Below are 23,850 nucleotides of genomic sequence, written 5' to 3' on the forward strand. Positions count from 1 at the left end.
CATGACGGCTCAGCTTTCATCCGGCACAGCAGCCTGCCCAGGCTGCCTTGCGGCCCCGGCAGAACCGGCCCGGCCCATACCGGAGGATGTGCAGATCGCCTTGTCGCTGCCGGGCATTCATTGCTCGGCTTGTATCGCGACGGTCGAGCGTGAACTGAACGCGCATCCCGGTGTCGAAGACGCCCGGGTGAACCTGACGCTCAAACGCGCGATGATCAAAGCCACGCCGGAAACGCGTGCAAGCGATCTGATCCCGGTGCTTGAACAGGCAGGATTCGAAGCACATGAGCTTGATCCGGGGGCTTTGTCCGCAACCCAGACGGACAAGGCCGGGCGTGATCTTCTGATGCGGCTGGCCGTGGCCGGGTTTGCATCCATGAACGTGATGTTGCTGTCGGTGTCGGTCTGGTCAGGTGCGACGGATGCAACGCGGGACATGTTCCACTGGATTTCAGCGGCCATCGCGCTGCCGGCCATTGCGTTCTCGGCCCAGCCGTTCTTTGCCAATGCCTGGAGCGCCCTGCGCGTGCGACGGCTGAATATGGATGTGCCGATTGTACTGGCGATCCTGTTGGCGCTGGTCACGTCGCTGTGGGAAACCGCGTTGAGCGGCGAGCATGCCTATTTCGACGCAGCCCTGACATTGACCTTCTTTCTGCTGGCCGGACGGTATCTGGATTACCGCACCCGTGCCGCGGCGCGATCTGCGGCCGAAGAATTGACCGCGTTGGAAGTTCCCCGCGCCATTCGTGTCGCCGATGGGATTGAAGATGAAGTTCCCGTTGCCGAGTTGTGCGTCGGAGATCTGATCCTTGTCCGACCAGGTGGGCGCATGCCCGTGGACGGCCAGATCGTGTCGGGTCAGTCCGAACTGGATCGATCCCTTCTGACGGGCGAGACGGTGCCAGTCTTTGCCGAGGCCGGGCAGGCTGTGAGCGCGGGTGAAGTCAACCTGACGGGTCCGTTGACAATCCGGGCAACGGCGGTCGGGGAAGACACGTCGCTCCATCGTATGGCTGATCTGGTCGCCATCGCCGAGTCTGGCCGGTCCCGGTACACCTCGTTGGCCGATAAGGCTGCCAAGCTGTATGCGCCCGGCGTTCACATTCTGTCGGCGCTCAGCTTTGTTGGGTGGTACATCTATTCCGGTGATTTGCGCACGGCGCTGAACATCGCGGCGGCTGTTCTGATTATTACCTGCCCCTGTGCGTTGGGTCTGGCCGTGCCAGCGGTAACCACGGCCGCGTCGGGCCGGTTGTTCCGCAAGGGAATGCTGATCAAGCACGCCACAGCACTGGAACGGCTGTCCGAAGCTGACACAGTTGTATTCGACAAGACGGGAACGCTGACATCCGGCGCACCGGAACTGGTCAATCTGGCAGACCATGCACGGGCCAAGGTCGAGGTCGCTCTGGCGCTGGCCGAGGCTTCTGCACATCCCTTGTCCGTATCATTGGCAAAAGCGGCGCGTGCGGCAGGCATCAAACCAGCAAATGTGCGGGGAGTAGCCGAGGTTCCCGGCTATGGCACCGAGGGCGAATTCCGTGGTCAGCGTGTTCGTCTGGGGCGGGCGGCCTGGGTCGGCGCGGATCAGGGCACAGACACTTCGGCCTGGCTGGCAATCGGCGAGGACGCACCCGTGGCCTTCCGATTCTCGGACGCGTTGCGCCCGGGCGCCGCTGAGGCGGTGGATGCCCTGCGTGCTTCGGGCAAGCGTGTGCTTCTGATTTCAGGGGATTCGCAGGGGGCGGTGCGCGCCTTGGCGGAAAAACTGGGAATTGCGGATTGGATCGCCGAGGCTTTGCCGCAGGACAAGGCAAGACGCATTCAGGATCTCAGCGATGAAGGCCACAAAGTTCTGATGGTTGGCGACGGGCTGAACGATACCGCCGCTTTGGCGGCGGCGCATGTGTCGATCTCTCCGGCCTCTGCGCTGGATGCGGCGCGGGTCGCGTCAGATATCGTGCTGTTGGGCAATGATCTTTCGCCCATTGCGGATGCGTGTGACACGGCCGTCAAAGCCACCAGACGCATTCGCGAAAACTTCCAGATCGCAACCGTTTACAATGTGATCGCCGTTCCTCTGGCCGTGATCGGACTGGCGACACCGCTGATCGCGGCCTTGGCGATGTCGACCTCGTCCATTACCGTGTCCCTGAACGCCCTGCGGTTGAGGTAATCTGAATGGAAGTGCTTGCTTATCTGATCCCGATTTCCCTGTTCCTGGGGGGCGTTGGTCTGGCCGCCTTCGTATATACCGTTCGTACGAACCAGTACGAAGACCCCGAAGGTGACGCGCGCCGGATCCTGAGCGACGAATGGGATGACAAACCCAAACCCTGAACGAATGCCCCATAGAGGCAGAGTTGAACCAACTGCCCTTGAAATTGCCGCAATGCCCGGCTATGTCCGGCCCATCCGCTAGCAGAGAGAACACGCCAAATGGCCACCACCAATCCGATCCAGTTCATTCAGCAAGTCCGTGCCGAAGTCTCCAAGGTCGTCTGGCCGACCCGGCGCGAGGTGCTGTTGACCACGGTAATGGTCTTCATCATGGCGGCGCTGACGGCTGTATTTTTCGCTTTGGTCGATTTGGGTATCCGGGGTGGTCTTCAACTGATCCTGGGTGCTTTCAGCTAGACGGGATCAGCGCGCTGAAACGTCTCTGCCCCCTTGCGCTGCGGGCAATGTCAGAGTAGGTGACGCGGTACTATTCGGAATGGGCGTGTGGCGATTCGGGCTGCGCGCCGCTTTTTATTCCGGATGGCGTGGCAAGATTTTAATGACGGGTGTGTCCGGTACGCTTGATACCCCGAAGACAAACAAGGACGACAGGTTCATGGCGAAACGGTGGTACTCGGTCAGCGTTCTTTCGAATTTCGAAAAGAAGATCGCAGAACAGATCCGCACGTCGGTGGCTGAACAGGGCCTTGAGGACGATATCGACGAAGTTCTGGTGCCCACCGAAGAGGTGATCGAAGTGCGCCGGGGCAAGAAGGTCACGACCGAACGCCGATTTATGCCTGGTTACGTTCTGGTGCATATGGAAATGTCGGATCAGGGGTACCACCTGATCAACTCGATCAACCGCGTCACCGGTTTCCTGGGCCCGCAAGGCCGCCCGATGCCGATGCGCGACGCCGAAGTGAACCAGATCCTGAACCGTGTTCAGGAAGGTGAAGAAGCACCCAAGCTGATGATCAGCTTCGAGGTCGGTGAGAAGGTCAAAGTCAACGATGGCCCGTTCGAAGATTTCGACGGCATGGTCGAAGGTGTGGACGACGAAAACCAGAAGCTGAAGGTTTCGGTTTCGATCTTCGGCCGGGAAACTCCGGTCGAGCTGGATTTCACGCAGGTCACCAAGCAGAGCTGAGGAAACACTCCTCGAGAATTGAAACGCCGCGATGCCAAGGGCAACGCGGTGTTTTTTGATTGGGTATTCGCTGAAAACGTGTCGACCTATTGCGCCTGCACCATGGCCGCGCGCAAAAGTTGCGGGCGGTCGGTCTGCGAGGGCAGGAACACAGCCTGCGATCCGGCGTCCAGGGCCGACAGGCTCGCGTCATACCACTGCATCGCAAGATCGCGACGTTTCTGTACACCGAAGCCTTCGCGCAGATGGTGGCCAATCAGTTCGCCATAGGCGGGCTCACCCATTGCGACCAACATCAGGGCAGACCCAAGCGCGGCATCCATGTTGTCCTGACGATAGCCAATCGCAAGGCAAACCTTACTTGTCGCGGCAAGATCTTGGGGGCTGAGGCCCGAGTCCAGCGCCAGCTTGCGCATCTGGGTTTCAGCCTCGGTTTTCGAATTGATAGACAGAGCATCAACCTGAGGCGCCACCATTTCACCATACGAGTCGCATTGAGCACTCACCTGCTCCGGCGTCAGCCCCTGGATATCCTGAATCAGATCTTCACCGCGCGCCATCGCGTAGCTGCGGGCAAGACAGAACTGTTCGCTGAGCGCAAAGTCGGGATCGGACATGTTCGCCAGGGTCGTATAGCCGCCATTGGTAGATGTTTGCAGCATGACCCCGCTACAGCGATTGGCCAGCGACGGGCCTCCGGTGCCGCCGGAAAACAGGCTCGGCAGGCTGGCAGACGTTGTTTCGGTTGTCTCCGGCTCAGGTTCTTGCGGTGTCGCAACCGGAACAGGTTGTGCCGGGGCGGCTTGTGCCGGCGCCTGAGGGGCAGTAGCCAAAGCAGATCCCGTCTGCACCTGACGGCGATACGCCATCAGAAGCGGTTGGCCCGCAAGTTGAGTCGTTGCCTGTCCACCGCTTGTGGCCCAATAGTAGGCTTGCATCAGAAAATCATACTGATACGGCTGAAAATCATAGCCATTTATAGGATAACCCATCGAGGCCTGATAGCGTTCGATTGCGGACCGGGTGCCACGACCGACCTGACCATCGACCCTTCCTGCATTGTACCCGAAGTAATTGAGCGCGGTCTGGGTTTGCGCGCCTTGCGTGGTCGACGGAATGCCTGACCGATAGGTGCGGTTCGATGTAGTTGTTCTCTGAGATTTCTTCTTTTGTTGGTCCTTGCCGATTGCGTAACCAACGATCCCGCCGACGACCGCACCACCAAGAAACTCTCCAGCGTCGGCCCGCGCCGTTTGAGGGATGGCAGCAGCAAGAGAAAAGGCGATGCCAAGAGTTAAAGCTAAACGAAGTATCATAATTAACCTCCACCAATAATCACAATTTTTAAGGAGTATAGCACGGGCATCTGCGTTGTGGCGAAGCAAGCGCCAATGTCGCGTTCAATTGGCTAAAAACTGGCGGTTTTACATGTCTTCGCAAATTGTTAGAGGAATTTGGAACCGCGCGGACATTCGCGTGTAATCACGCAGGCAGCAAGAATCCTCTCAGGGTTTGATTCGGTACAACCCGAATGGTGCGCCAACCACTTGTCATCTCTCCTGATCCCATGTAAACGCCGCCTCTATCGTCTTCGGGCGAGATTCTCTCGTGGGAGGTTGCCGGGGTCGCGATCCCGGACCGGACCACGCAACATAATCTGGGTGGGACGCGTTTCACCCAAGTTGAAAGGAAAACCAAATGGCCAAGAAGCTTGCTGGTACAATGAAACTGCAGGTTCCTGCAGGTCAGGCGAACCCGTCGCCGCCAGTTGGTCCGGCGCTGGGTCAGCGCGGCATCAACATCATGGAATTCTGCAAGGCGTTCAACGCCAAGACCGCAGACATGGAGCAGGGCGCACCTTGCCCAACCGTGATCACCTATTATCAGGACAAGTCCTTCACCATGGACATCAAGACGCCGCCCGCGTCTTATTACCTGAAAAAAGCAGCTGGTCTGAAGCCGGTCGGCAAGCGTAACCGCCCCCGTGGCGCGGAAAACCCCGGTCGTGAGACAGTGGCCACCGTGACCTCGAAGCAGGTTCGTGAAATCGCCGAAGCCAAAATGAAAGATCTGAACGCCAACGACGTCGAAGGCGCAATGCAGATCATCCTGGGCTCGGCCCGCTCTATGGGCATCGAGGTGAAGTAAGATGGCAAAACTCGGTAAACGTACCCGCGCTGCGCGCGAAGCTGTCGCCGGCAAGGAAAACCTGTCGGTTGAAGAAGCAGTTGCCCTGGTCAAAGCCAATGCAACCTCGAAATTCGACGAGACCATCGAAATCGCACTGAACCTGGGTGTTGACACCCGCCACGCGGACCAGATGGTTCGCGGCGTTGTCGGCCTGCCGAACGGCACCGGTAAAGCGATGCGCGTTGCTGTTTTCGCTCGTGGCCCCAAGGCCGATGAGGCGAAAGAAGCAGGTGCGGACATCGTTGGCGCAGAAGACCTGATGGAAACCATTCAGGGCGGCACCATCGAATTCGATCGCTGCATCGCAACCCCGGACATGATGCCGATCGTCGGTCGTCTGGGTAAAGTTCTGGGCCCCCGCAACCTGATGCCAAACCCCAAGGTTGGTACCGTGACCATGGACGTGAAAGCGGCCGTGGAAGCAGCCAAGGGCGGTGAAGTTCAGTTCAAGGCGGAAAAAGGCGGCGTTGTGCATGCCGGTGTTGGCAAAGCGTCGTTCGACGAAGCCAAACTGGCTGAAAACGTCCGCGCGTTTGTCTCGGCTGTTGCCAAGGCGAAACCGTCGGGCGCCAAAGGCACCTATATGAAGAAAATCGCGCTGAGCTCGACCATGGGCCCCGGTGTGACCGTTGATGTAGCAGAGGCCTCGGGCGAGTAAGCCAGACAAATCTGCTGTAAAGTATTGATCCCGGGTGGTGCAAACTGCCCGGGATTTTCATTTTGCCGGGTTCGGTGCGAAGATAAATCGCATGCATTTCAGTTCTGGCAATCGAACGGACCATGGCTATGGAAACTAAGCGCGAACTCCTCCAAAGATTTCTTAAGGGATTGGAAACCGGTGACGCCATGGCGGCAGCGGTTGTGAATGAAGAGAAGTACATCCAGCACAACCCTCAAACTCACGAAGGCAGCGAAGGTATTGCCGACCTGTTCGCAAGGCTGTCCAAAACCTCGCCCAAGGTTACATTCAAAAGGGTTTTCGAGGATGGCGACTTTGCCTTTGCGCATATCGAGTACGATTTCAGTAGCCTGCGCGCCGCGTTTGAGGTGTTTCGGTTCGAAGATGGCAAAGCCGTAGAGCATTGGGACAACATTCAGCCCTTACGCGGTCCAAACCTTTCTGGGCGTGTAATGCTGGATGGTCACACCGAAGTAACGGACCTGGAGAAGACGGAAGAAAACCGAGCCGCTAGCAGCATGTTTGTCACAGACGTTCTGATAAAGCGCAGGTTTGACAGATTGGCGGACTTTGTTGCAGAGGATCTAAAACAGCACAATCCGGACATGGCCGACGGAATCGTAGCGCTCAAGAACGTGTTGGAAGGAACAAGCGAAAGCGGGACAAAATTTGTCTACAAGCATTTGCATCGGGTTTTGGCAGAGGGAAATTTCGTCCTTTGCGTGTGCGAAGGGGAAAGAAATGGGGTGCATTCCAGCTTTTATGATTTGTATCGCTGGGACGCTGATCGGATCGTCGAACATTGGAACACCATCGAAGCGGTTCCGCCGCGCAAGGAATGGAAAAACGACAACGGGAAGTTCTGACACATGCCCTTGGAACTTGGGTGTTGTATGATCTGAATTGGGTGTAATTTACCCCTTGGAAACCTCCTCTATCTGCCCTAAGAAGACCTGCGGAACAAAGCGTGCGATTCGTCGTGCGCTTTGTTTCGTTTCGTCCAAGACGGTGGGTGGGTCCATTCGGCCCCTTAATTCCCTGCCTGAGACGGGTAAGACCAAAGAATTCTGGGGGTCCCACCCTCGGGCGCATTTTGGCCAATCCCGTAACAAGGACCTGAACGCCGGAGCGAAAGCTGCGGCAAATATGAGCCGGGGTGAGATTTCGCCCCTAACTTGGAGAGAACTGTGGATAGAGCCCAGAAAGAGAAAGTGGTCGAGGAACTCGGCCAAATCTTCGAAAGCTCTGGCGTCGTAGTGGTTGCCCACTACGCCGGTCTGACAGTTGCCGAGATGCAGGACCTGCGCGCGCGTGCACGCGAAGCGGGCGGTTCCGTGCGTGTTGCCAAAAACAGGCTCGCCAAAATCGCCCTTGAGGGTAAGCCGTGTGAAAGCATGGCCGACCTGCTGACAGGGATGACCGTTCTGACCTATTCCGAGGACCCTGTGGCAGCAGCCAAAGTGGCCGAGGACTTCGCCAAGGAGAACAAGAAGTTCGAAATCCTTGGCGGTGCAATGGGCGAGAACGCTCTGGACCGCAAAGGCGTCGAAGCTGTTTCGAAAATGCCGTCTCGCGAGGAGCTTATTGCTTCGATCGTGGGCTGCATTGGCGCACCTGCTTCGAACATCGCCGGCGCGATTGGCGCACCTGCAAGCAATATCGCAAGCATCCTTTCCACCATCGAAGAGAAGGCGGAAGCTGCGTAAGCGGTTGGCACTGAATGATCTGCGTGGGGCATTTGCCCTGACGTTGGAACACACACTGTAAACGGAAAGAGCTGATAAAATGGCTGATCTGAAAGCACTCGCAGAAAGCATCGTGGGTCTGACCCTGCTGGAAGCACAAGAACTGAAAACCATCCTCAAAGACGAATACGGCATCGAGCCCGCAGCTGGCGGCGCCGTAATGGTCGCAGGTGCAGCTGGCGACGCCGGCGGTGCAGCTGAGGAAGAAAAAACCGAATTCGACGTCGTTCTGAAGAACGCCGGCGCATCGAAAATCAACGTCATCAAAGAAGTTCGCGGCATCACCGGCCTGGGCCTGAAAGAAGCCAAAGAACTGGTCGAAGCCGGCGGCAAGATCAAAGAAGGCGTGGACAAAGCAGAAGCAGAAGACGTCAAAGCCAAGCTGGAAGCAGCTGGCGCCGAAGTCGAGCTGGCCTAAGCTTGGTCTCAGGTGCATCGCTGATGTGCCGAAAAATTTGGCTGGGTCCGGAGAAATCCGGGTCCAGCCGAACCTGTCTTAGAAAGGGCCTCAAGACGCGAGGCGTTTTCTAAGACACGGTTTTCGGATCGGGAGGCCGCCTTCGGGACGGTGGCCATGAATTGATCCGGACGTGTTGTCTCGATTGTGCAAGATGCCGGGGCCCGACGGTGTCTTTGCCCGCTGAGAACATCGAAAGGTGACATCTGACATGGCTCAAACGTTCCTTGGCCAGAAACGTCTTCGTAAATATTACGGCAAAATCCGCGAAGTGCTGGAAATGCCGAACCTCATTGAGGTCCAGAAATCTTCTTATGATCTTTTCCTGCGCTCCGGCGATGCAGAGCAGCCCACTGACGGCGAAGGCATCAAAGGCGTGTTCCAGTCGGTTTTCCCGATCAAGGATTTCAACGAAACCTCCGTTCTGGAATTCGTGAAATACGATCTGGAAAAACCCAAATACGACGTCGAAGAGTGCATGCAGCGCGACATGACCTACAGCGCACCGCTGAAGGTTACCTTGCGTCTGATCGTGTTCGATGTCGATGAGGACACCGGCGCAAAATCGGTAAAGGACATCAAGGAGCAGGATGTCTTCATGGGCGATATGCCTTTGATGACGCCGAACGGCACTTTTGTCGTGAACGGGACCGAGCGTGTGATCGTATCGCAGATGCACCGTTCGCCCGGCGTGTTCTTTGACCACGACAAAGGCAAGACTCATTCCTCGGGCAAGCTGCTGTTTGCCTGCCGCATCATCCCGTATCGCGGCAGCTGGCTGGACTTCGAGTTTGACGCCAAGGACATCGTGTTCGCCCGGATCGACCGTCGCCGCAAACTGCCTGTGACAACCCTGCTTTATGCATTGGGTCTGGATCAGGAAGCGATCATGGACGCGTATTACAACACCGTGTCCTACAAGCTGGACAAGAATAAGGGTTGGGTGACACCGTTCTTCCCCGAGCGCGTGCGCGGCACCCGCCCGACCTATGATCTGGTTGACGCCAAGTCCGGTGAAGTGATTGCCGAAGCGGGCAAGAAAGTTACCCCACGCGCGGTCAAGAAGCTGATCGACGAAGGCACCGTCACTGATCTGCTGGTTCCGTTTGATCACATCGTCGGCAAGTTTGTCGCCAAGGACATCATCAACGAAGAAACCGGCGCGATCTATGTCGAAGCCGGTGATGAGCTGACCCTGGAATACGACAAGGATGGCGACCTGATCGGCGGTACCGTCAAGGAACTGATCGACGCGGGTATCACCGACATCCCGGTACTGGACATCGACAACGTCAATGTCGGCCCCTACATGCGCAACACCATGGCTCAGGACAAGAACCTGAACCGTGAAAGCGCGCTGATGGACATCTACCGCGTTATGCGTCCGGGTGAGCCGCCCACCGTCGAGGCTGCGTCGGCTCTGTTCGACACGTTGTTCTTCGACAGCGAGCGGTATGATCTGTCCGCTGTTGGCCGCGTGAAGATGAATATGCGTCTGGCACTGGATGCGCCTGACACCCTGCGTACCCTGCGCCGCGAAGACATCGTGGCCTGTATCAAGGCGCTGGTGGAGCTGCGCGACGGCAAAGGCGATGTGGACGATATCGACCACCTCGGCAACCGTCGTGTGCGTTCGGTCGGCGAACTGATGGAAAACCAGTACCGCGTCGGCCTGCTGCGCATGGAGCGCGCAATCAAAGAGCGTATGTCGTCAGTCGAGATCGACACCGTCATGCCACAGGACCTGATCAACGCGAAACCGGCGGCGGCCGCGGTTCGTGAATTCTTCGGCAGCTCGCAGCTGTCGCAGTTCATGGACCAGACCAACCCGCTGTCCGAGGTTACCCACAAACGCCGTCTTTCGGCGCTTGGCCCCGGTGGTCTGACTCGTGAACGTGCGGGCTTTGAGGTGCGCGACGTTCACCCAACCCACTATGGCCGGATGTGCCCGATCGAAACGCCCGAAGGTCCGAACATCGGTCTGATCAACTCGCTGGCCACCTTCGCCCGCGTGAACAAGTACGGCTTCATCGAAACCCCTTATCGCGTCGTACAAGACGGGCAGGTGACCGACGAGGTCCACTACATGTCCGCGACCGAGGAAATGCGTCACACCGTGGCACAGGCCAACGCGACGTTGGATACGGATGGCAAGTTCATCAACGATCTGGTTTCGACCCGTCAGGCGGGTGACTACACGCTTGCCCCGCGCGAGAATGTGGACCTGATCGACGTGTCGCCGAAACAGCTGGTCTCGGTTGCTGCATCGCTGATCCCGTTCCTCGAAAACGACGACGCCAACCGCGCTCTGATGGGTTCGAACATGCAACGTCAGGCGGTTCCGCTGCTGCGGGCCGAGGCACCGCTGGTCGGTACCGGCATCGAGGAAAAGGTTGCGATCGACTCGGGTGCTGCGATCCAGGCGAAACGCGCCGGTATCATCGACCAGGTCGATGCCCAGCGTATCGTTATCCGCGCCACTGAAGATCTGGAACTGGGCGACGCTGGCGTTGACATCTATCGTCTGCGCAAGTTCCAGCGTTCGAACCAGAACACCTGCATCAACCAGCGTCCGCTGATCAAGGTGGGTGACACCGTCCAGAAGGGCGAAGTCATTGCCGATGGTCCGTCGACCGATATGGGTGAACTGGCCCTGGGTAAGAACGTGGTCGTCGCGTTCATGCCGTGGAACGGTTACAACTACGAAGACTCGATCCTGATCTCGGAGCGTATCGCGCGTGACGACGTCTTTACCTCGGTTCATATCGAGGAATTTGAAGTCGCCGCCCGTGACACCAAGCTGGGTCCGGAAGAAATCACTCGCGACATCCCGAATGTCGGTGAAGAAGCGCTGCGCAACCTCGACGAGGCGGGCATCGTTTACATCGGTGCGGATGTTGAGCCGGGCGATATTCTGGTCGGCAAGATCACTCCGAAGGGCGAAAGCCCAATGACCCCGGAAGAAAAGCTGCTGCGCGCCATCTTTGGTGAAAAAGCATCTGACGTGCGCGACACCTCGCTGCGCGTGAAGCCGGGCGACTACGGTACGGTCGTTGAGGTTCGCGTCTTCAACCGTCACGGTGTCGAGAAAGACGAGCGTGCGCTGCAGATCGAGCGTGAGGAAGTCGAACGTCTGGCCCGTGACCGGGACGACGAGCTGGCGATCCTTGACCGCAACATCTATGCGCGTCTGCAAGGTCTGATCCTGGGTAAAACCGCTGTCAAAGGCCCGAAAGGCGTCAAGGCAGGGTCGGTGATCACCGAGGAGCTGCTGGAAACCCTGACCCGTGGTCAGTGGTGGCAGCTGGCGCTGGAAGACGAGCAGGATGCACAGATCGTCGAAGCTCTGAACGAGCAGTACGAAGTGCAAAAGCGCGCTCTGGACGCCCGTTTCGAGGACAAGGTCGAGAAAGTCCGTCGTGGCGACGATCTGCCGCCGGGTGTGATGAAGATGGTCAAAGTCTTCATTGCCGTGAAGCGCAAGTTGCAGCCGGGCGACAAGATGGCTGGTCGTCACGGGAACAAGGGTGTGATTTCCAAGGTCGTTCCGATGGAAGACATGCCGTTCCTGGCCGATGGTACGCCGGTTGATTTCTGTCTGAACCCGCTGGGTGTGCCGTCGCGTATGAACGTTGGTCAGATCCTTGAAACCCACATGGGTTGGGCCGCACGCGGTCTGGGTCTGAACATCGATGAGGCGCTACAGGAATACCGCCGTTCGGGCGATCTGACGCCGGTACGTGACGCGATGAAACACGCCTATGGCGAGGATGTCTATGAAGAGGGCATCAGCGGCATGGACGAGGACCAGCTGATCGAAGCGGCCAGCAACGTCACTCGCGGTGTTCCGATCGCAACCCCGGTCTTTGACGGCGCCAAAGAGGCTGACGTCAACGACGCTCTGGTGCGCGCGGGCTTCTCGGAAAGCGGTCAGTCGATCCTGTTCGACGGTCGTACCGGTGAGCAATTCGCGCGTCCGGTCACCGTGGGCATCAAGTACCTGCTGAAACTGCACCACCTTGTGGACGACAAGATCCACGCGCGTTCGACCGGGCCGTACAGCCTGGTGACCCAGCAGCCGCTGGGTGGTAAGGCGCAGTTCGGTGGTCAGCGCTTTGGTGAGATGGAGGTCTGGGCTCTGGAAGCTTACGGCGCCGCCTACACCCTGCAGGAGATGCTGACGGTGAAATCGGATGACGTCGCCGGCCGGACCAAGGTCTATGAGTCGATCGTCAAGGGCGAGGATAACTTTGAAGCGGGCGTGCCGGAATCGTTCAACGTTCTGGTGAAAGAAGTCCGTGGCCTCGGCCTGAATATGGAACTCCTGGATGCGGAGGTTGAGGAGTAAGGGCCTTGCCCTTTCTCCCGTCCCCCCTTCCGCAAGATTTGAGGTAACAAATGAACCAGGAAATCACCAACAACCCGTTCAACCCGCTGACGCCGCCGAAAGTATTCGACGAGATCAAGGTCTCACTGGCGTCGCCCGAGCGGATTCTGTCTTGGTCCTATGGCGAGATCAAGAAACCCGAAACCATCAACTACCGGACGTTCAAGCCTGAACGTGACGGCCTGTTCTGCGCGCGCATCTTTGGCCCGATCAAAGATTATGAATGTCTGTGCGGCAAATATAAGCGGATGAAGTATCGCGGCGTTGTCTGCGAGAAATGCGGTGTGGAAGTCACCCTGCAAAAAGTCCGCCGCGAGCGTATGGGTCATATCGAACTGGCCGCGCCCGTTGCGCATATCTGGTTCCTGAAATCGCTGCCGTCCCGCATTGGTCTGATGCTGGACATGACGCTGCGCGATCTGGAACGCGTTCTGTACTTTGAAAACTACGTCGTCATCGAGCCCGGTCTGACCGACCTGACCTACGGCCAGATGCTGACCGAAGAAGAGTACATGGACGCGCAGGATGCCTATGGCATGGACGCGTTCACCGCGAATATCGGTGCCGAAGCCATCCGTGAGATGCTGGCCCAGATCGATCTGGAAGCCGAAGCAGAACAGCTGCGCGCTGATCTGGCCGAAGCAACCGGCGAGCTGAAGCCCAAGAAGATCATCAAGCGTCTGAAGGTTGTTGAATCCTTCCTCGAGTCGGGCAACCGGCCCGAGTGGATGGTGATGACCGTGATCCCGGTTATTCCGCCGGAACTGCGTCCGCTGGTTCCGCTGGATGGTGGCCGTTTTGCGACTTCGGATCTGAACGATCTGTATCGCCGCGTCATCAACCGGAACAACCGTCTGAAGCGTCTGATCGAACTGCGCGCGCCTGACATCATCGTCCGCAACGAAAAGCGGATGCTGCAGGAATCCGTTGACGCTCTGTTCGACAACGGCCGTCGTGGCCGCGTGATCACCGGCGCCAACAAGCGTCCGCTGAAATCGCTGTCGGACATGCTGAAAGGTAAGCAGGGTCGCTTCCGTCAGAACCTTTTGGGGAAACGCGTCGACTTCTCGGGCCGTTCGGTCATCGTGACCGGTCCGGAACTCAAGCTGCACCAGTGTGGTCTGCCCAAGAAGATGGCGCTGGAACTGTTCAAGCCGTTCATCTACTCGCGCCTTGAAGCCAAGGGTCTGTCTTCGACTGTGAAACAGGCGAAGAAACTGGTCGAGAAAGAGCGTCCCGAAGTGTGGGATATCCTCGACGAGGTGATCCGCGAACACCCTGTCATGCTGAACCGTGCGCCGACGCTGCACCGTCTGGGCATTCAGGCGTTCGAGCCGGTCCTGATCGAAGGTAAAGCCATCCAGCTGCACCCGCTGGTCTGTTCGGCCTTCAACGCCGACTTCGACGGCGACCAGATGGCCGTTCACGTCCCGCTGAGCCTTGAGGCGCAGCTGGAAGCCCGTGTTCTGATGATGTCGACGAACAACGTTCTGTCGCCTGCAAACGGCGCGCCGATCATCGTTCCGTCGCAGGATATGATCCTGGGTCTGTACTATGTGACCCTGGAACGCGAAGGCATGCCGGGTGAAGGCAAGGTCTTTGGTTCGATCGACGAAGTTCAGCACGCGCTGGACGCGGGTGAGGTGCATCTGCACTCGAAAATCACTGCCCGGATCACGCAGATCGACGAGGAAGGCAACGAAGTTCAGAAGCGCTATGAAACCACTCCGGGCCGTCTGCGTCTGGGTGCGTTGCTGCCGATGAACAACAAGGCGCCGTTCGAGCTGGTCAACCGCTTGCTGCGGAAGAAAGAAGTGCAGCAGGTGATCGACACTGTCTACCGTTACTGCGGTCAGAAAGAGTCGGTTATCTTCTGTGACCAAATCATGTCGATGGGCTTCAAAGAAGCGTTCAAGGCGGGCATCTCGTTCGGCAAGGATGACATGGTCATCCCAGGCGACAAGTGGAGCATCGTCGATGACACCCGCAGTCAGGTGAAAGACTTTGAACAGCAGTACATGGACGGCCTGATCACTCAGGGCGAAAAGTACAACAAGGTTGTTGATGCCTGGTCGAAGTGTAACGACCGCGTGACCGAGGCAATGATGAGCACGATCTCGGACGTTGCCAAGGCCGAAGACGGGTCGGACATGGAGCCGAACTCGGTCTACATGATGGCCCACTCGGGTGCGCGTGGCTCGGTTACTCAGATGAAACAGCTGGGCGGTATGCGTGGCCTGATGGCCAAACCGAACGGTGACATCATCGAGACGCCGATCATCTCGAACTTTAAAGAAGGTCTGACCGTTCTCGAGTACTTCAACTCGACCCACGGTGCCCGTAAGGGTCTTTCGGATACCGCTCTGAAGACGGCGAACTCGGGTTACCTGACCCGTCGTCTGGTGGATGTGGCGCAGGACTGTATCGTTCGTGAGATCGACTGCGGCACCGAGCGTGCGATCACCGCCGAAGCAGCCGTGAACGACGGTGAGGTTGTCGCCTCGCTGGCCGAACGTGTGCTAGGCCGTGTGGCGGCTGACGATGTTCTGCGTCCGGGCACCGATGAGGTGATCGTCGCAGCCGGTCAGCTGATCGACGAACGTATGGCCGACACCATCGACGAAGCCGGCGTTCAGTCGATGCGCATCCGCTCGCCTCTGACATGTGAGTCCGAGGAAGGCGTCTGTGCGACCTGCTACGGTCGTGACCTTGCACGCGGTACAATGGTGAACACAGGTGAAGCTGTCGGCATCATCGCGGCGCAGTCGATCGGTGAACCCGGTACACAGCTGACCATGCGGACCTTCCACATCGGTGGTGTTGCGCAGGGTGGTCAGCAGTCGTTCCAGGAAGCCAGCCAGGAAGGTATCGTTTCCTTCGAGAACCCGCAGATTCTGGTCAACGCAGCCGGCGAAAGCCTGGTCATGGGCCGGAACATGAAGCTGGTGATCAAGGACGAACACGGCGAAGAGCGTGCCAGCCACAAGCTGGGCTACGGCTCCAAGCTGTTCGTCAAGGACGGCACTAAGGTGGCCCGTGGCGACAAGCTGTTCGAGTGGGATCCCTACACCCTGCCGATCATCGCCGAGAAAGCCGGTACTGCAAAATATGTCGATCTGGTTTCGGGCCTCGCTGTCCGCGACGAGACCGACGAAGCAACTGGCATGACCCAGAAGATCGTGATCGACTGGCGCGCCGCCCCCAAGGGCAGTGACCTCAAGCCCGAGATCATTCTGGTTGGCGAAGATGGCGAGCCGGTCCGCAACGATGCGGGCAACCCGGTTCACTATCCGATGTCGGTGGATGCGATCCTGTCGGTCGAAGACGGCCAGAAGGTCGAAGCCGGTGACGTCGTCGCGCGTATCCCGCGCGAAGGTGCCAAGACCAAGGACATCACAGGTGGTCTGCCGCGTGTGGCCGAACTGTTCGAAGCCCGCCGTCCGAAAGATCACGCGATCATCGCCGAGGCCGATGGTTACGTGCGCTTTGGCCGCGACTACAAGAACAAACGCCGCATCAGCATCGAGCCGGCTGACGAGTCCATGGAGACCATCGAGTACATGGTGCCCAAGGGCAAGCACATCCCGGTCGCCGAAGGGGACTTCATCCAGAAGGGTGAATACCTGATGGACGGTAACCCGGCTCCGCATGACATCCTGTCCATCATGGGTGTCGAAGCGCTGGCGGATTACATGATCGACGAGGTGCAGGACGTGTATCGTCTGCAGGGCGTGAAGATCAACGACAAGCACATCGAGGTCATCGTGCGCCAGATGCTGCAGAAGTGGGAGATCCTAGATTCGGGTGACACCACCCTGTTGAAGGGCGAACATGTCGACAAGCAGGAGTTTGACGCGGCCAACGAAAAGACCATCGCCCGCGGTGGTCGCCCTGCTCAGGGTGAGCCGATCCTGTTGGGGATCACCAAGGCCTCGTTGCAGACGCGCTCGTTCATCTCGGCGGCGTCGTTCCAGGAGACCACCCGCGTGCTGACCGAAGCTTCGGTTCAGGGCAAGAAGGACAAGCTGGTCGGCCTGAAAGAGAACGTCATCGTCGGTCGTCTGATCCCCGCCGGTACCGGAGGGGCAACGCAGGCTGTCCGCCACATCGCGCAGTCGCGTGACAATGTGGTGATCGAAGCCCGCCGGGAAGAGGCCGAGGCCGCCGCCGCCCTGGCCGCACCGATCATGGATGATGATATGGTCGGGGATGAGCTGGACGTTCTGGTCGAAACACCGGAAAGCCGCGAATAAACCGCGTCATTCAAAACCAAAAAAAGGCCCTGCGATTTCGTGGGGCCTTTTTTGTTGCCGCTCCAGGTGCGCAATTGTGAACCGTCGTGACAGAGCACAGCCTTTGACGCGATTGCATCAGGCTTGTGGTTCTTCAATCAGTGGTTTAGCGATATTCTGTGTTTTCGGATTATATTGAGCTGAACAATGGACACCAAAGGCAACTCTTTCGAGGACCGTGTGGCACGGATCAAGAAGCGTTCAGAAGAAAGCACACGCAAGTCGCCTCTGCCTCGAACCGAGAGTATCTGGCAACGTCTGGGTTATCCCGCTGCGTTTCTGGGGGCTTTTATACTGGGTGTTATTGCGGTCTTCCTGTCCCGCCTGATTCAATATCAGTCGGTTGGCATTCCGGTGCCCGGCAAGGTGGGAACGCAGGATTTCGTCAGCCTCGGCCTCGCAGGCGGGGCCTGCATCATGGTTATGCTGTTTCTGAAAGGTAAACTGCGAGAGTTCGCCGGGGCGCTCACGGTTGGTGCGTTGGTGACGACCTTTTCCTTTCATAATTTCGTGTGGAAATATCCTGTGTTTTTCGAACTTGTATACGGGGAAGACTGGGTTGAGTTTGTAAAAGACACGACAGAGCCTTCCAGCCTGAACCTGTTCGGGACCATCCTCCCATTCGGTTGATGATCTCTGTACCCCGTGGTGCGTTATTGACATCCAACCCGACTCGGCGGCCAATGCGGGGCGATCAATAGCCCCGGAGCCCGAAGCAGCATGACTCCAAACACCAAAGGCGCTTTGCTGATGATGGGCAGCATGGCTGCCTTTACCTTGAACGATACGCTGGTGAAGGTTGCCTTGCAGGATCTGCCATTGTTTCAGTTGGTGGCCATGCGCGGGTTCCTGGCTGTATTTCTGATCTATGTACTTGCCCGGTCACTGGGCACGTTGCATCTGAATTTTTCGCGCCATGACAAGTGGCTGGTTGCACTGCGCTGCCTTGCAGAGCTGGCGGCGACATTCTTTTTCCTGACGGCGCTGAAGAACATGCCGCTTGCCAATGTTACGGCCATTCTTCAGGCATTGCCGCTTACGGTAACATTGGGTGCTGCTTTGGTTTTTTCCGAACAGGTTGGTTGGCGACGCGCTTTGGCAATCGCCGTGGGGTTCGTCGGAATGCTGCTGATCGTAAGACCCGGGCCAGAGGGGTTCAGCGTGTATTCCATCTATGCGCTGGTTGCAGTGGTTTCGATTACAGTTCGGGACCTCATCACGCGACGCATGTCAGCCGACGTGCCGTCAATGCTGGTTACCCTTGCCACCTCGGTTTCCATAGCGGGGGCCGCGGCAATAGCCTCGGTTTTCGAAGGATGGGTTGTGGTTTCGGCAACGGCGGGTTCCCTGGTCGCGGCGGCGGCCGTGTTTGTGATGCTTGGCTATTTGTTCAGCGTCATGGTCATGCGTCAGGGAGATGTCGGATTCGTTGCACCATTCAGATATTCCAGTCTGATCTGGGCGCTCGGGTTGGGTTGGGTCGTGTTTGACGAATGGCCTGACAGCCTGACGATGCTGGGTGCTGTCCTGATCGTGGGTGCCGGTCTGTTCACCTTGTTCCGGGCACGTGCGCGTCAGGGCTTGGCGTGACTCCGTCTGACCATGTCCGGATCAATGGCGAAACGGGTTTGAAACTCGAGCTCCTGCTGCCGGGTAAGAGGGTTGAGCGCGACATCCATGTTTCTGGTTCGCGGTGAGTCATTGAACCGGTTCAATCCTCTTACCCACATCGGACTGTCGGGTCGGGTCACAACGGGCATCGCGCGGTTGATCCTGTTATGGGCAAAATTCATGATCGACTTCCGCTGCCCGCCCCGCACGTACATTCCCAGACCGGCAGTGATCAACGGGCGATGCACGCGCGTGGCCTGTATCCCCTCGGAATTGGCGCGGGCCAGATAACCGCAGTTGAAGTCAACGGCGACCATCGCGTGCCTTTCGAACAAGCCGACACATTCCCTGACACAGCCCCGGAACCGCTCGACAAAATCCACGGCCACTGCATCATCATCGTCGTGGCGAAACTGAAGGCAGGGTTGGTCGGGATCGGTCCGTGCCGAATTCAGGACATCCTGCATGACTTTTCTGTGACGCCCCGGAGGTTTCGCGACTATGCGCACCTGTTTCAGCCCACCGGTCAGATCGTTGAGGCGGTCAAATGCCAGCTTGGGCAGGCAGTGGCCGACCACGATCACCAACTGGAAATCTTCGTCGGACTGTTTTTTGAAACCGGGCAGGGCGACCGTCTCGAACAGGCGAAACCGTTCTTCCAACCTGTCGTGCTGGTACAGGAATTGCCGTCTATCTTCGACGCTCTCGTGCGTTGTCTGAAAGCCGCCAATTGCGGGATAGGAAAACCGGCAAAGACCGATGACCTGCATTTTCTCAGCGCGCCGCATATCTGGCCTCGAACGCGTCAGGGTCGATCGAGAACCGTACCCGCAAGTCTTCAGCATGTTCAGGCGTGAAAGGCGACAACTCGCTGGTATCTTTGCGCGCGTGGTCCGAGTCGTTGAAATCGTGCAGCATCCTAACCCACATGGGCGTGTCCGGATAGCTGACCACGGGCATGAACCGGGCGAGCCTGTTGTGCAACCGGTCAAATATCGTCCGCGTGCTTCCGGCTTGAACATGCATGCCCAGGCCAACGCCCAGCAGCGATCGATAGACCCGAGCTGCCCGAATTCCGTGGGCTTCGCGCCGGGCGATGTACCCTTGATTGAAATCTATACCGACGGACTCGCTCTGCAGCATCAGCCCTGTGTTTTCGACAACAGCAGCGCGGAGGCGTTCTATGAAATCAACGGAAACGGCGTCATCGTCATCATGCCGAAACTGTAGGCACGGCTGATGCGGGTCCGCGCGGGCGGTGTTCAGCACCTCTCGTACAATCTGCTTATGATCCCCTGGTTTTTTTGCAATGATACGGATCTGTTTAATCCCGGCGGTCAGGTCGCGCAGCCGGTCCGCATGGATCTGAGGCAGGCACGTCCCGGTCAAAACAAACAACTCGAACGTCTCATCGGTCTGGGTGCGAAAACCGGGCAGGGTGATCGCCTCGAAAAGACGAAAGCGTTCTTCCAGCCTGTCGGGGGCATACAGAAATTGCCGTTGCTCTTCGATCGTATCCCGGTTCAGCCGAAAACCGCCGGTTGCGGGATAGGAAAACCGGCAAAGGCCAATCACTTGCATCTGTAATCCATCAGGAGATATTCGACCCGACTATGCCCTTGCGGCGGTTCAGCCGCAACCGGGACAGCGGCGCGCAGGAATGGCAATCCTACAGGCTGCATTCAACGCGCGCGCCGGGGCGCCGGTATAGTGCTGTTGACACTTGGGCCGACTCCCCCTATACGCGCGTCATCTCGGTACCGGGGGCCGCCCCGTAGCCGATTCCAGTAATGAACTGGTCAAGGCCCGGACAATTTTGCAGTTCGCGCCCTCTGAGAACCAACCGCGACGTTCACCTCGGAATGGGAACGCTCGTGGGTTTTGCGCTTGTGGACGCATAAGTGCAGCGAATTTAGCCGCACGCAACGCGCGTGCATGTCATGTGTGTTGCAAAACGGGGAAAGAACCGGAATGCCAACTATTCAACAGCTGATCCGCAAGCCGCGGCAGCCCAAAGTCAAACGCTCGAAGTCCATGCACCTGGAGCAGTGCCCGCAAAAGCGCGGTGTCTGCACACGTGTCTATACCACAACGCCTAAAAAGCCGAACTCGGCGATGCGTAAGGTTGCCAAGGTGCGCCTGACCAACGGGTTCGAGGTCATCTCGTACATCCCTGGTGAAAGCCACAACCTGCAGGAACACTCGGTTGTTCTGATCCGTGGCGGCCGTGTGAAAGACCTTCCCGGTGTGCGTTACCACATCCTGCGCGGTGTTCTGGATACTCAGGGCGTCAAAGACCGTAAGCAACGTCGTTCGAAATACGGCGCGAAGCGTCCCAAGTAAGAAGGAGAGGCTGATATGTCACGTCGTCACGCCGCCGAAAAACGCGAAGTCCTGCCTGACGCCAAATTTGGCGACAAGGTACTGACCAAATTCATGAACAACCTGATGATCGACGGCAAGAAGTCGGTCGCAGAGCGCATCGTCTACAACGCATTTGACCGCGTTGAGAACAAGGTAAAGCGCGCTCCTGTCGAAGTGTTCCACGAAGCGCTCGACAACATCAAACCTTCGGTCGAGGTTCGCTCGCGCCGGGTTGGTGGTGCAACCTACCAGGTTCCGGTCGAAGTGCGCCCCGAGCGCCGCGAAGCTCTGGCCATCCGCTGGCTGATCACCGCTGCGCGCGGCCGCAACGAAAACACCATGGAAGAACGCCTCGCCGGCGAACTGCTGGACGCCGTACAGTCCCGCGGTACTGCCGTTAAGAAGCGCGAAGACACCCACAAGATGGCCGAGGCGAACAAAGCCTTCAGCCATTACCGCTGGTAATTCTAGAGGCTTATCCAAATGGCACGCGAATATCCGCTCGAACTATACCGTAACTTCGGTATCATGGCGCACATCGACGCAGGTAAGACCACCTGCTCGGAGCGTATCCTGTATTACACTGGTAAATCCCACAACATCGGTGAGGTGCACGACGGTGCAGCCACCATGGACTGGATGGAGCAGGAGCAGGAACGCGGCATCACCATCACTTCGGCTGCGACCACCACGTTCTGGGAACGCACCGAGGACGGTAAAACCGCCGATACCCCCAAGCACCGCCTGAACATCATCGACACCCCTGGCCACGTTGACTTCACCATCGAAGTCGAACGCTCGCTGGCGGTTCTCGACGGTGCCGTCTGCGTTCTGGACGCAAACGCCGGTGTTGAGCCCCAGACCGAAACCGTGTGGCGTCAGGCTGACCGCTACAAGGTTCCGCGTATGGTTTTCGTTAACAAGATGGACAAGATCGGCGCAGACTTCTTCAACTGCGTTCGCATGATCGAAGACCGCACCGGCGCACGTGCTGTTCCGGTTGGTATCCCGATTGGCGCCGAATCTGAGCTGGAAGGTCTGATCGACCTGGTCACCATGGAAGAATGGCTGTGGCAGGGTGAAGACCTGGGCGCAAGCTGGATCAAAGCCCCCATCCGCGACAGCCTGAAAGACATGGCTGAAGAATGGCGCGGCAAGATGATCGAAGCGGCCGTCGAAATGGACGACGACGCGATGATGGAATACCTGGAAGGCAATGAGCCCGACGTTCCGACCCTGCGTAAACTGCTGCGCAAGGGCACACTGGAAATCGCGTTCGTTCCGGTACTGGGTGGTTCTGCGTTCAAGAACAAAGGCGTTCAGCCGTTGCTCAACGCTGTGATCGACTATCTGCCCAGCCCGCTGGACGTTGTCGATTACATGGGCTTCAAACCCGGTGACGAGGAAGAAGTTCGTGACATCGCCCGTCGTGCCGACGACAACATGGCGTTCTCGGGCCTGGCGTTCAAAATCATGAACGATCCCTTCGTCGGTTCGCTGACTTTCACCCGGATTTATTCGGGCGTGCTGAACAAGGGTGACTCGATCCTGAACTCGACCAAAGGCAAGAAAGAGCGCATCGGTCGTATGATGATGATGCACTCGAACAACCGGGAAGAGATCGAAGAAGCGTTTGCAGGCGACATCATCGCGCTGGCGGGTCTGAAAGACACCACCACCGGTGACACCCTGTGTGACGCGAAGGATCCGGTGGTTCTGGAAACCATGACCTTCCCCGATCCGGTGATCGAGATCGCGGTCGAGCCCAAAACCAAGGGCGACCAGGAGAAAATGTCTCAGGGTCTGGCCCGTCTGGCCGCCGAAGACCCGTCCTTCCGTGTGGAAACCGATCTGGAATCGGGTCAGACCATCATGAAGGGCATGGGCGAACTTCACCTGGACATCCTGGTGGACCGTCTCAAGCGCGAGTTCAAGGTTGAAGCGAACATCGGTGCACCGCAGGTGGCCTATCGTGAAACCATCTCGATGCCGGTCGAGCACACCTATACCCACAAGAAACAGTCGGGTGGTTCGGGTCAGTTCGCCGAAGTCAAGCTGGAGATTCAGCCCACCGAGGCGGGCGAAGGTTATTCGTTCGAAAGCCGCATCGTTGGTGGTGCCGTTCCGAAGGAATACATCCCCGGTGTTGAAAAAGGCATCAACTCGGTCATGGACAGCGGCCCTCTGGCTGGCTTCCCCGTGATCGACTTCAAGGTTGCCCTGCTGGACGGTAAGTTCCACGACGTTGACTCGAGCGTTCTGGCGTTCGAAATCGCGGCCCGTATGTGTATGCGTGAAGGCATGCGCAAAGCTGGCGCGAAGCTGCTGGAACCGATCATGAAGGTCGAAGTGATCACTCCGGAAGAATACACCGGCGGTATCATCGGCGACCTGACGTCGCGTCGTGGTCAGGTCTCTGGTCAGGAACCGCGCGGCAACGCAATCGCGATCGACGCGTTCGTTCCGCTGGCAAACATGTTCGGCTACATCAACACTCTGCGTTCGATGTCGTCGGGCCGTGCCCAGTTCACCATGCAGTTCGACCACTACGATCCGGTTCCGCAGAACATCTCGGACGAGATCCAGGCGAAATACGCATAAGCGAAGATTTGAGGGAGCGTGGGTATCACGCTCCCTTCATTACCGAAAAAGGAGGCCATCATGGCAAAGGAAAAGTTTGAGCGTACAAAACCGCACGTCAACATCGGCACGATTGGCCACGTTGACCACGGCAAGACCACGCTGACCGCAG

General features: G+C 58.0%; 20 protein-coding genes. 17 read left to right on the forward strand and 3 right to left on the reverse strand.

Going from position 1 to position 23,850, the window contains the following annotated elements; genetic code table 11:
* The first annotated feature begins 1 nt into the window (after position 1).
* The 4 genes from ACR0I0_RS19490 (at position 2) to nusG (ending at position 3,373) form a co-directional block, all read left to right on the forward strand.
* Positions 2–2,179: a heavy metal translocating P-type ATPase gene (locus ACR0I0_RS19490; RefSeq protein WP_480492559.1), complete on the forward strand. Its 2,178-nt coding sequence runs from the start codon at positions 2–4 to the stop codon at positions 2,177–2,179.
* A gap of 5 nt (positions 2,180–2,184) precedes the next feature.
* Positions 2,185–2,343, forward strand: coding sequence for a cbb3-type cytochrome oxidase assembly protein CcoS (gene ccoS, locus ACR0I0_RS19495; protein WP_152459183.1), 159 nt, complete (start codon positions 2,185–2,187; stop codon positions 2,341–2,343).
* 99 nt (positions 2,344–2,442) lie between these two features.
* On the forward strand, positions 2,443–2,640 hold the full coding sequence (gene secE / locus ACR0I0_RS19500; protein ID WP_050605011.1) for a preprotein translocase subunit SecE: 198 nt from the start codon (positions 2,443–2,445) through the stop codon (positions 2,638–2,640).
* 199 nt (positions 2,641–2,839) lie between these two features.
* Positions 2,840–3,373: a transcription termination/antitermination protein NusG gene (gene nusG, locus ACR0I0_RS19505; protein ID WP_152459924.1), complete on the forward strand. Its 534-nt coding sequence runs from the start codon at positions 2,840–2,842 to the stop codon at positions 3,371–3,373.
* A gap of 86 nt (positions 3,374–3,459) precedes the next feature.
* Here nusG and ACR0I0_RS19510 read toward each other — a convergent pair whose 3' ends face one another.
* Positions 3,460–4,689 (reverse strand): peptidoglycan-binding domain-containing protein, encoded by a 1,230-nt coding sequence (locus tag ACR0I0_RS19510; RefSeq protein ID WP_171638246.1) that lies wholly within the window; start codon positions 4,687–4,689, stop codon positions 3,460–3,462.
* Positions 4,690–5,071: 382 nt separating this feature from the next.
* Between ACR0I0_RS19510 and rplK the strand changes: the two genes are divergently transcribed.
* From rplK to ACR0I0_RS19555, 9 genes are all read left to right on the forward strand, one after another.
* Entirely contained in the window at positions 5,072–5,521 is a 450-nt protein-coding gene (gene rplK / locus ACR0I0_RS19515) for a 50S ribosomal protein L11 (protein ID WP_037314971.1), read from the forward strand.
* A 1-nt stretch (position 5,522) separates the two neighbouring features.
* Positions 5,523–6,221, forward strand: coding sequence for a 50S ribosomal protein L1 (gene rplA, locus ACR0I0_RS19520; protein WP_171638244.1), 699 nt, complete (start codon positions 5,523–5,525; stop codon positions 6,219–6,221).
* Positions 6,222–6,349: 128 nt separating this feature from the next.
* Positions 6,350–7,108 (forward strand): nuclear transport factor 2 family protein, encoded by a 759-nt coding sequence (locus ACR0I0_RS19525; RefSeq protein WP_480492560.1) that lies wholly within the window; start codon positions 6,350–6,352, stop codon positions 7,106–7,108.
* Between the two features lie 321 nt (positions 7,109–7,429).
* A complete protein-coding gene (gene rplJ / locus ACR0I0_RS19530) occupies positions 7,430–7,948 on the forward strand; it encodes a 50S ribosomal protein L10 (RefSeq protein ID WP_171638240.1) in 519 nt (172 codons plus the stop codon).
* A gap of 79 nt (positions 7,949–8,027) precedes the next feature.
* Positions 8,028–8,405, forward strand: coding sequence for a 50S ribosomal protein L7/L12 (gene rplL, locus ACR0I0_RS19535; RefSeq protein ID WP_152459178.1), 378 nt, complete (start codon positions 8,028–8,030; stop codon positions 8,403–8,405).
* A 250-nt stretch (positions 8,406–8,655) separates the two neighbouring features.
* Positions 8,656–12,792, forward strand: coding sequence for a DNA-directed RNA polymerase subunit beta (rpoB, locus tag ACR0I0_RS19540; protein WP_171638238.1), 4,137 nt, complete (start codon positions 8,656–8,658; stop codon positions 12,790–12,792).
* Between the two features lie 50 nt (positions 12,793–12,842).
* Positions 12,843–17,084: a DNA-directed RNA polymerase subunit beta' gene (gene rpoC, locus ACR0I0_RS19545; RefSeq protein ID WP_171638236.1), complete on the forward strand. Its 4,242-nt coding sequence runs from the start codon at positions 12,843–12,845 to the stop codon at positions 17,082–17,084.
* A 186-nt stretch (positions 17,085–17,270) separates the two neighbouring features.
* Entirely contained in the window at positions 17,271–17,753 is a 483-nt protein-coding gene (locus tag ACR0I0_RS19550; RefSeq protein ID WP_171638234.1) for a hypothetical protein, read from the forward strand.
* Positions 17,754–17,843: 90 nt separating this feature from the next.
* Positions 17,844–18,713: a DMT family transporter gene (locus ACR0I0_RS19555; protein ID WP_480492561.1), complete on the forward strand. Its 870-nt coding sequence runs from the start codon at positions 17,844–17,846 to the stop codon at positions 18,711–18,713.
* On the opposite strand, the gene ACR0I0_RS19560 is transcribed toward ACR0I0_RS19555, so the two are convergent.
* Together ACR0I0_RS19560 and ACR0I0_RS19565 are read right to left on the reverse strand one after the other, a co-directional pair.
* On the reverse strand, positions 18,698–19,504 hold the full coding sequence (locus ACR0I0_RS19560; RefSeq protein ID WP_171638307.1) for a glycosyltransferase: 807 nt from the start codon (positions 19,502–19,504) through the stop codon (positions 18,698–18,700). The genes ACR0I0_RS19555 and ACR0I0_RS19560 overlap by 16 nt on opposite strands.
* A 4-nt stretch (positions 19,505–19,508) precedes the next feature.
* Positions 19,509–20,315 (reverse strand): putative rhamnosyl transferase, encoded by an 807-nt coding sequence (locus tag ACR0I0_RS19565; RefSeq protein WP_480492562.1) that lies wholly within the window; start codon positions 20,313–20,315, stop codon positions 19,509–19,511.
* A 390-nt stretch (positions 20,316–20,705) separates the two neighbouring features.
* Between ACR0I0_RS19565 and rpsL the strand changes: the two genes are divergently transcribed.
* The 4 genes from rpsL to ACR0I0_RS19585 form a co-directional block, all read left to right on the forward strand.
* Complete coding sequence (gene rpsL / locus ACR0I0_RS19570; protein ID WP_005621086.1) at positions 20,706–21,077, forward strand: 30S ribosomal protein S12; 372 nt, start codon at positions 20,706–20,708, stop codon at positions 21,075–21,077.
* Between the two features lie 15 nt (positions 21,078–21,092).
* Positions 21,093–21,563 carry a 30S ribosomal protein S7 gene (gene rpsG / locus ACR0I0_RS19575; protein WP_010441203.1) on the forward strand — a complete coding sequence of 157 codons (471 nt, stop codon included), beginning with the start codon at positions 21,093–21,095 and terminating at the stop codon, positions 21,561–21,563.
* Between the two features lie 18 nt (positions 21,564–21,581).
* The gene (gene fusA / locus ACR0I0_RS19580) at positions 21,582–23,699 is read left to right on the forward strand and encodes an elongation factor G (RefSeq protein ID WP_170347258.1); all 2,118 of its coding nucleotides are present in this window, start codon (positions 21,582–21,584) and stop codon (positions 23,697–23,699) included.
* Positions 23,700–23,759: 60 nt separating this feature from the next.
* Positions 23,760–23,850, forward strand: a 91-nt coding sequence (locus tag ACR0I0_RS19585; RefSeq protein ID WP_215675807.1) for a GTP-binding protein, incomplete at its 3' end; no start/stop codon positions are given.

The sequence above is a fragment of the Ruegeria sp. AG6 genome (genome assembly GCF_056541565.1).

What these genes read in the sequence shown, in the direction of transcription:
- ACR0I0_RS19490 (WP_480492559.1), top strand. Translation starts at nt 2, where the DNA reads ATGACGGCTCAGCTTTCATCCGGCACAGCAGCCTGCCCAGGCTGCCTT.
- ccoS (WP_152459183.1), top strand. Translation starts at nt 2,185, where the DNA reads ATGGAAGTGCTTGCTTATCTGATCCCGATTTCCCTGTTCCTGGGGGGC.
- secE (WP_050605011.1), top strand. Translation starts at nt 2,443, where the DNA reads ATGGCCACCACCAATCCGATCCAGTTCATTCAGCAAGTCCGTGCCGAA.
- nusG (WP_152459924.1), top strand. Translation starts at nt 2,840, where the DNA reads ATGGCGAAACGGTGGTACTCGGTCAGCGTTCTTTCGAATTTCGAAAAG.
- ACR0I0_RS19510 (WP_171638246.1), bottom strand. Translation starts at nt 4,689, where the DNA reads ATGATACTTCGTTTAGCTTTAACTCTTGGCATCGCCTTTTCTCTTGCT.
- rplK (WP_037314971.1), top strand. Translation starts at nt 5,072, where the DNA reads ATGGCCAAGAAGCTTGCTGGTACAATGAAACTGCAGGTTCCTGCAGGT.
- rplA (WP_171638244.1), top strand. Translation starts at nt 5,523, where the DNA reads ATGGCAAAACTCGGTAAACGTACCCGCGCTGCGCGCGAAGCTGTCGCC.
- ACR0I0_RS19525 (WP_480492560.1), top strand. Translation starts at nt 6,350, where the DNA reads ATGGAAACTAAGCGCGAACTCCTCCAAAGATTTCTTAAGGGATTGGAA.
- rplL (WP_152459178.1), top strand. Translation starts at nt 8,028, where the DNA reads ATGGCTGATCTGAAAGCACTCGCAGAAAGCATCGTGGGTCTGACCCTG.
- rpoB (WP_171638238.1), top strand. Translation starts at nt 8,656, where the DNA reads ATGGCTCAAACGTTCCTTGGCCAGAAACGTCTTCGTAAATATTACGGC.
- rpoC (WP_171638236.1), top strand. Translation starts at nt 12,843, where the DNA reads ATGAACCAGGAAATCACCAACAACCCGTTCAACCCGCTGACGCCGCCG.
- ACR0I0_RS19550 (WP_171638234.1), top strand. Translation starts at nt 17,271, where the DNA reads ATGGACACCAAAGGCAACTCTTTCGAGGACCGTGTGGCACGGATCAAG.
- ACR0I0_RS19555 (WP_480492561.1), top strand. Translation starts at nt 17,844, where the DNA reads ATGACTCCAAACACCAAAGGCGCTTTGCTGATGATGGGCAGCATGGCT.
- ACR0I0_RS19560 (WP_171638307.1), bottom strand. Translation starts at nt 19,504, where the DNA reads ATGCAGGTCATCGGTCTTTGCCGGTTTTCCTATCCCGCAATTGGCGGC.
- ACR0I0_RS19565 (WP_480492562.1), bottom strand. Translation starts at nt 20,315, where the DNA reads ATGCAAGTGATTGGCCTTTGCCGGTTTTCCTATCCCGCAACCGGCGGT.
- rpsL (WP_005621086.1), top strand. Translation starts at nt 20,706, where the DNA reads ATGCCAACTATTCAACAGCTGATCCGCAAGCCGCGGCAGCCCAAAGTC.
- rpsG (WP_010441203.1), top strand. Translation starts at nt 21,093, where the DNA reads ATGTCACGTCGTCACGCCGCCGAAAAACGCGAAGTCCTGCCTGACGCC.
- fusA (WP_170347258.1), top strand. Translation starts at nt 21,582, where the DNA reads ATGGCACGCGAATATCCGCTCGAACTATACCGTAACTTCGGTATCATG.